The organism is Noviherbaspirillum aerium (assembly GCF_008929045.1).
Classification (GTDB): Bacteria; Pseudomonadota; Gammaproteobacteria; order Burkholderiales; family Burkholderiaceae_D; genus Noviherbaspirillum; species Noviherbaspirillum aerium.
Genome location: NZ_VFAH01000035.1, coordinates 46,018 through 52,207, shown reverse-complemented (window position 1 = coordinate 52,207; position 6,190 = coordinate 46,018). Strand labels below are relative to the sequence as shown.

5 protein-coding genes and 1 pseudogene are annotated in these 6,190 nt (G+C 51.3%); 1 reads left to right on the top strand and 5 read right to left on the bottom strand.

Features of this window, described 5'->3' with window-relative positions:
- Positions 1-120: 120 nt before the first annotated feature.
- Positions 121-279: pseudogene (locus tag FH061_RS27825) on the top strand (IS3 family transposase); the annotation flags it as partial.
- Between the two features lie 27 nt (positions 280-306).
- Here FH061_RS27825 and FH061_RS27820 read toward each other — a convergent pair.
- The 5 genes from FH061_RS27820 to FH061_RS30750 all read right to left on the bottom strand — a co-directional run bounded on the left by FH061_RS27820 (position 307) and on the right by FH061_RS30750 (position 6,137).
- Positions 307-1,287, bottom strand: a complete 981-nt coding sequence (locus FH061_RS27820) for a hypothetical protein (protein ID WP_151639088.1) — start codon at positions 1,285-1,287, stop codon at positions 307-309.
- Positions 1,288-1,428: 141 nt separating this feature from the next.
- The gene (locus FH061_RS27815; RefSeq protein ID WP_225984934.1) at positions 1,429-2,376 is read right to left on the bottom strand and encodes an ATP-binding protein; all 948 of its coding nucleotides are present in this window, start codon (positions 2,374-2,376) and stop codon (positions 1,429-1,431) included.
- A gap of 82 nt (positions 2,377-2,458) precedes the next feature.
- Entirely contained in the window at positions 2,459-3,418 is a 960-nt protein-coding gene (locus tag FH061_RS27810) for a hypothetical protein (RefSeq protein WP_151639086.1), read from the bottom strand.
- A 1,004-nt stretch (positions 3,419-4,422) separates the two neighbouring features.
- Positions 4,423-5,139 (bottom strand): PDDEXK family nuclease, encoded by a 717-nt coding sequence (locus tag FH061_RS27805; protein WP_151639085.1) that lies wholly within the window; start codon positions 5,137-5,139, stop codon positions 4,423-4,425.
- Positions 5,140-5,969: 830 nt separating this feature from the next.
- Entirely contained in the window at positions 5,970-6,137 is a 168-nt protein-coding gene (locus FH061_RS30750) for a hypothetical protein (protein WP_192805290.1), read from the bottom strand.
- Positions 6,138-6,190 lie beyond the last annotated feature (53 nt).

The following is a 6,190-nucleotide window of genomic DNA, read 5'->3' as shown; positions in this document are numbered from 1 at the left end:
TGCTGACCATCCCATCAACCGCATTGATGACCTGTTGCCTTGGAACGTTGCCGGCAAACTCCCGTCCTTCAACGCAAACGCATAACCCTAACGTCGCCGTCAACCACGGCTCTCAGCCGACGCTTACAATGCATCTACCAGACCCATTACGAAACGCGAGCCCAGGCACGGCTGGATATCGTGGACTGGATCGAAGGGTATTACAATCGTCAGCGGATTCATTCCTCTACCGGATATCGCACTCCGGTTCAGGCTGAGGAAACGCTTATGGCTGCATGACTTGCTGTACGTGGAAACGAGGCAGGGTCAGTTCCCCTTCGTCAATCTATCTCGTACAAGTCGCAGAATGCGCCGGCGAATCGCCTTGTAGATCCGATAGCGCTGTATCCCTCGTTCTTTACCGTTGTTGGATGGCGGACCTTCCGAAGTCGCTTGTCTTGATTGTAGAAAGCTGGCGAGTTGCTGTCTTTCCTGTACTTCCACTTCCCTAAGCCGGTGCGTCTTTCTTCTATACGAGTTCACTAAGTGGAGGGCGCCGCCATTAAAGAAAACACTCCGGTCACCTTGGTAAGGAACGGCCTTTTGAAGCATCGTAAAAGCGGCGATTCTTTTATCGGAGATTGCTGTGGTTACCGGCCAGGATTGAAATGAGTCGTCCCATGTGTGGCTCTTATCGATGGTCAGATGCACCTGACGAAGCCAGTGGACAATGGGAGACAATCGTTGATGTGCATGCCGATGATGGTGCATTGCGCGCCAGTATGTAGGTGACATGTCGCGACCATAAGGTGCGCCACAGCCATCACAGCACAAAGCCTGGGAGAACGGAACGCTCAGGCAGCCGTAACTTCGCGTGGGAGCGTTGCATTCATAACACCGGTCAAGCAGTTTATCTCCATGAATCGGGCACTGGGACATCGCCTCGATTTGAAACAACGGAGTTTGAAAGCCCACGATTGCACATGACGGACAGACTTTCATATGCTCGTCAGATACCAACGTATCCCACCAACGATTTTTGTCGAAGCGGTCCGTGATGAGATGAAGCCCCACGAAATTGGGTTTCCAGTTCGTTCGCCGTGCCCACTGCAAATTCGTCAGCGATTTGTGTCCGCTATACCAAAGTGCGTGATTGGCTCGCTTTCCAAGAAAGACAGCATCGAGAGTCTGATAGTTATCGTACGAATTGATCCACGCAAATTTCATCAGAAGGCTAACCCCGCCCTCATACGGCCCCGTCCAGCCAGAGACCCAACTTACTGTCCGTTGAATATTTCGGTCGAACATGGCAAAGTTTGCATGATGTAGTTGAGATCGGCTTGGGCTACCCTGGTAGAGCAGCATCGCCTACCACCCCGTTGTTCGCTCCCATGAAACAGCGACGGAACACAGCGAGTATGGCCGTACACGTGACATTGAAATGCTCATCTATCGATTGTTAGGGTAATACGTTACGCCTAAACTATCGGCGAATCCGGACGTGTTCACCGCCGATGTCCACGCGTCAGCTATTGGCCTGAAATCAGGCTCGTCTTTTGCAAGATGGTCGTACAAAAAATTGCGTATCGATGCTGACACCCAACGCATGCCGATCTGGTCAATCTTGAAGGTTCCTGCCGCTTCACGAAAGGCTTTCCAAAGATACCCTGATTGTCCCGCCAGTCGAAATCCTGAGCCGTATGCGGCAGTGAGCAAGCTCTCGGTATAGCTGATTCCGCTCCCCTCTGGATATTCCGATATCGCAGGGTCGTCGTAACACCTCATCACATAGGTTAACTCATTGAGAGACATAATCCCAGGAAATTGGTACTGCTTAAGCATGAAGCGGCCGACCAAATCCTGGCGATTACTTTGCAATAGTGAATTACGCAAACCCTCCATCTCAGGCTGCCCGAAAAATACGGAAAACAGGGCAATATTGAATTCCAGGTCAAGGTCATTGGAAATGTCCCGCAGATAGGTAAGCTCCGATTCCGACCAGTTCTGCGCTTCGTCGATAAATAAGACGATTCGGTCACTTTGTCGTTCGTGAGCTAGTGACCATAGATACTTGATAAACCGAGATCGTCTTGTGAGAGCCTTTCCTGCTTTCGTGTCGTGTCGACATGCTTCCAGCAGTTCTTCCGTATAAGTCAGCTCGGAAAAGCGAAGATGCCGGTGCGCGTTTATCGTCAGCATTGGAATTTTGGGAAAGGTCTGAGCCAACATGGCATTCAGGACCCGTATTGCGCTCGTTTTACCAAATCGTGAATAGGCATAGAACGAGCATCCCGGGTTATGCTGTACCAACTCGTTGGCAAGAACTGTATAGACCTTTCTTATCGAAGGAGTCGGAAACTTGGCTCGATCGTTCAGCACTGGATGTGACCTGTACATGCCTGAAATCTCAGGAGGCCTCTTTGAAACTTGGTCTTGCTGTAGTGACTTGGTCAACCTTACCTCCCCCTCTGTATCGATCCTAGGTGATGGTCTTCCACACGGGCGAAGTTACAAATGGAGAAAGCATTTGCTCTTCAAGTGCTTGTGAACGACCTTGGGCATGTGTAGGTTCCGGCGCCAGAACGGGAACGGGCTCCCCGGTTTCCTTCGCCAGCTGTGCGAGCTTCGTTGCATTCTTGGATATCTTGTAAGCTGCCTTTTCTGCGTCCTTGTGTGCTTTCGAAGCGTAATAGTTCATGGCTACTTTGATTGGATCGTCGCCGGGACCGACCTCAATTTCGCCTGCATCCCGAAGTGCGCAGATTTGCTGTCTTATCTCGCGCGTATGAGCTGTTCGACCCCACCATCCGCCCGCTGTCAGAATTCCTAGCTCTTCTCCAGAAGCAAAATAGGCCATCACTGTTTGGATGTTCTTTCCAATGTGGATCAGTATCTTTTTATTGACCAAACCCATTGAGCTTGCCAGGATGGGGCTCGTATAGTGCACTCCATAAATTTCAACATAAGGGCGTCGCCCTGTCGCCTTGTTACCACGTACCGTTTTCTGTAACACTTCGACACCAAGCTCCCCATGAAACGAGTTGGCAGGCGGTAGAAGTCGCGGGAAAAACGTCGACGGTACGCAATGCAGAGCCTCTCCTAGAACATCGAGCGGCCGCTGACTACCTATGCCCGCATGTTTCGTAGCGTTATAGTTCGCAGTAATCACGTCCACCAGGTCAAGAAGCACTTCCCAATCGATACCGATATCGACAGCACTCTTGACTGGTTGATCTCTCGCAGGATCGGTTGGACTGGAACCCGTTGAAGAAGGAAGGCGTTGGAAACCATAGCGTTCCAGAGTCGCGAAGAGTCTTTCTAACACTGCACGGTGTTCCCAATGTCCTAACGGACCAAAATTGATTGCACAGCCCAACCGACGACGAGCCCGGTCAGCAATCGCCGCAGCATAGTGAATTGCTGCATTGTCTAGCTTCATCGTGGTCCATCCAATTCCCCGCAGCTCCGGAAAGACCCCAGACGGCAATCCCGCGCCCTCGTTATAGGACATCCCGGGGATCTTAAGCTTTCGAGGTTCCCACGTGCTTAGGGCCGACACCAGCGCCTCCTCCGCTGTGGCGGCCGAACATTCCGTCCGAATGGCGACCGTATAACCAAGGATCGCACGGCTGTAGAAATCGAGAACTGGTATATACCAAAGCCGCTTTATCGCGATTCGCTGGGGCCCGCCCGGCCCTATGACTTTGACCGTCCCAATACAGTCAATCTTGTGTGCATCCATACCGACCACATCATATGGGGCAGTAACAAACGTCTGGCTTGCGTGCCCACTCCCTGTGCTCAATCGCTTGGCCGCTTCCCTTCCAAAACGGACTCGAGTTGCCTGCTCAAGGTGCTGCTCCATAATAGACTCGACATACCGGCTCAATGACCGCCGCCCTTTGGACACTGTATTCAGCGGATAATCGGATAGGGCCACGCCCTCTTTCAGGCACAGTTCAACGAACGTTGAATGAAGTCTCTTTATCGTAACCTTCGCTTCATGGACGACATCACTTTTTGCCTTTTTCAGTACCAGATCTTCGATGCTTTGTCCGATATGTGGATGTTCATCAAGAAATCTGGCGAAGGCCCCTGAATATTGCCCACGAGTCTGTACGGCACCGTTCGGTTGTGCCCGATTTCGCGTGTATCTGACAATTCGTAGATGTCGTATTAGTGCGGGCCATCCCTCGATGTCACCGTCATCTCTAAGTGAGACACATCGTCTAAAGCTACGCAATACCTCCGAAGGCGCCACTTGCATCTCATTGGCTATTGCACGCAGGGCCCCACTTCGAAGGTACGCCTCCACGGCAGCTTTTAGCTTGAGGAACCGCTGTCGATCACTATGTGACAGTGCACCTTCATCGACCGATCTCCATCGCGATGAGTCACGGAACGCGATTGGCAAAGTGCTGAAGGTAAGATGTCGACCTCTGGTCATGCTGTACCCTGCAGGCATGAGACCAAAGTCGCTTTGGATAAGGTATGAGTAGCGATATCGCTAATAAGGCGGCCGTCCAAAACGCCCTGCATCACTGCCGCCAGGTAGAGGGGATAATCTCGTTCGTTACCTAATGCGTATAGCTCACCTAATACGATGGATCGACGAGCGTCCAGAGTGGCGGCGACTTCCAGATAATAGCTGGCTAGACTCCGATCCCTTGCAGCGGAGACCCAGGCCAGGACGCGGCGCAGATTCTCCAGGAGCACAGAGTTCGTATGTAGCTGTTCTTCAGTGTATCTGCAGTACGTGACTCCGGCAATGCTCGCCGCGATGGTTTGCGTTTCCCTTTGCCGCAGGTTCCTTGAGGTTGTGTCATACAGCGATTTCACTTCACGCCATTCAGTACTGCCGTCTTGCCGAATCACCTCTGCATCGAAGATCGTCGTCCTTGTATCGCCTTCATCGCTTTTGATCGTAATCGGATCTGGTGCATAGTTAACGCTTCTTACCGTTGGGTCAGCTTCGGTAAGAACGAAGTGATCATACTCTAGGTTGCTGTGCAGGACCCAATCCCTTTTTGTTCGAGGGCTATAGACATACCAAAGATTGCTTCCATACTTGCCACGCTGCCCGTAAGCCAGGGTGAGCTTTCCCCGAAACTGAGTTCCTAACCGCCCGCCTTTCACAATCCGGTTCTTCTGGTCGCCCATTGCGTTGCTCCTGTTGCTAAAAAAAGAACAACTATTGCTAACTATTTATAGGCGCCGCTTAATCAAATGGCAACGGATATGGGAGACACAAGCACATGAAGAATTGACAACAATCAAACTTGAGAAGCGCCAAAATTCTCGACTCCGGTGTTATTTCCTACTACCAGTGATCGTAATGGCTCCTCTGTCAGGGTATTTAGACTTTGTTGCCCACGTTGAAATCGTCGACAGAAAAGTTGGACTTTGTTGCCCAATGCAGAAAACTAAGACTTTGTTGCCCGCTAAAACGGGCAAGAAAGTCTATATTGCAAAGAGGAAATTCACGAATAATCAGTAGCTTGGATCTTTGGGCCATTTAGACTTTGTTGTCCGCTGACTAGTTAAATGTTTTGCCACATTACCCATTTCCCCGGCCCGCGTACGGCACGTGGTGCCGTTGTCGTCGTCCTGCTTTTCGATGCCGACCAGACTGATGCCGAACCGCTCCACGGACAAGTCACTCTTGCCGCTGTTGTGAGAACTTTGAGCAAAAATATCACTGGCCAATAGAAACGGCGAGTTTCCCGTCAAATACCGCTGATGGCCGCGCCGCTTGGGCTACGGTCTATAGCTTGCCACCAGAAGTCATTGCCGCAGCGATGGACTCGGGCGATCGTGACTGGTTCAAGAGTCGCGTGATGTGAAGCGCCCATCCATACAATAGGCCTCGAGTAGGCGTTCGAATCTGTCGCGGCTAGTCGACGGGCTGGCCCCCTTGCGTTATGCAGACTGCAGAGCCCTGAGCATTCTATGCACCATTGAATAAAACGATTGGGTGATGCACTGCACATTCAAGCCGGTGTCTTTGCTTTTGATACTTTAGGCAGTTTCGGTTGTGCCGATTGCTTTTGAGCCGGCTTGGTGACGTTGCGAAGGATCTGCGCTGTGATGCGTGTTCTGGCTGCATCAGCAATCCCATAGCGATTCAAGACATCGATATCGCTCTTCGCGGTTTTCATTTGCGTTGCCATCAATTGCCTTCACTGTATAAAAAGACAGTACGGTTATTCTA

Bases quoted from the DNA above. Each gene is read 5' to 3' on its own strand.
- FH061_RS27820 (WP_151639088.1), bottom strand. From the start codon at position 1,287: ATGTTCGACCGAAATATTCAACGGACAGTAAGTTGGGTCTCTGGCTGG.
- FH061_RS27815 (WP_225984934.1), bottom strand. From the start codon at position 2,376: ATGTACAGGTCACATCCAGTGCTGAACGATCGAGCCAAGTTTCCGACT.
- FH061_RS27810 (WP_151639086.1), bottom strand. From the start codon at position 3,418: ATGAAGCTAGACAATGCAGCAATTCACTATGCTGCGGCGATTGCTGAC.
- FH061_RS27805 (WP_151639085.1), bottom strand. From the start codon at position 5,139: ATGGGCGACCAGAAGAACCGGATTGTGAAAGGCGGGCGGTTAGGAACT.
- FH061_RS30750 (WP_192805290.1), bottom strand. From the start codon at position 6,137: ATGAAAACCGCGAAGAGCGATATCGATGTCTTGAATCGCTATGGGATT.